Origin of the sequence: Geobacillus sp. BMUD (genome assembly GCF_013096845.1) — a bacterium.
In the GTDB taxonomy this organism is placed as follows: Bacteria; Bacillota; Bacilli; order Bacillales; family Anoxybacillaceae; genus Geobacillus; species Geobacillus vulcani.
Genome location: NZ_SDLA01000100.1, coordinates 1 through 385, shown reverse-complemented (window position 1 = coordinate 385; position 385 = coordinate 1). Strand labels below are relative to the sequence as shown.

1 pseudogene is annotated in these 385 nt (G+C 50.6%); it reads left to right on the top strand.

The features are described from left to right. Positions 1 to 345, top strand: a pseudogene (grpO, locus tag ETC05_RS17605) (propanediol utilization system permease GrpO); the annotation flags it as partial. Positions 346 to 385: the final 40 nt, after the last annotated feature.

Below are 385 nucleotides of genomic sequence, written 5' to 3'. Positions count from 1 at the left end.
GGCTTGATGGCAGGCTTTTTAGGCCTGAAGTTTGGCGGCAACGGCGCGCTGCTGGCGTTTGGTATTTCCGCGTTCTCACTGATTTTCCTGCATTTCAATACTCAGGTACCGGTGTCACATCATATTTCGCTGCCTGCCGCGTTGGTAGCGGTGCCATCAGGTAGCCTGATTTGGGCTGCTATCGTTGGAATAATTTGCGCGATATTGGGTGAACTGATGTCGCGTATCTTCCTGATCCACGTCGATACACATATTGACCCGCCGGCGATGGTCATCACCATTATGACCACGATGATTAATCTGTTGGCGACCATTGGATTATTTACCTTGGTTCCCCTGTTTTAATCCCGCCATAACAAAAAGCCAGCAGTGTCTGCCTGCTGGC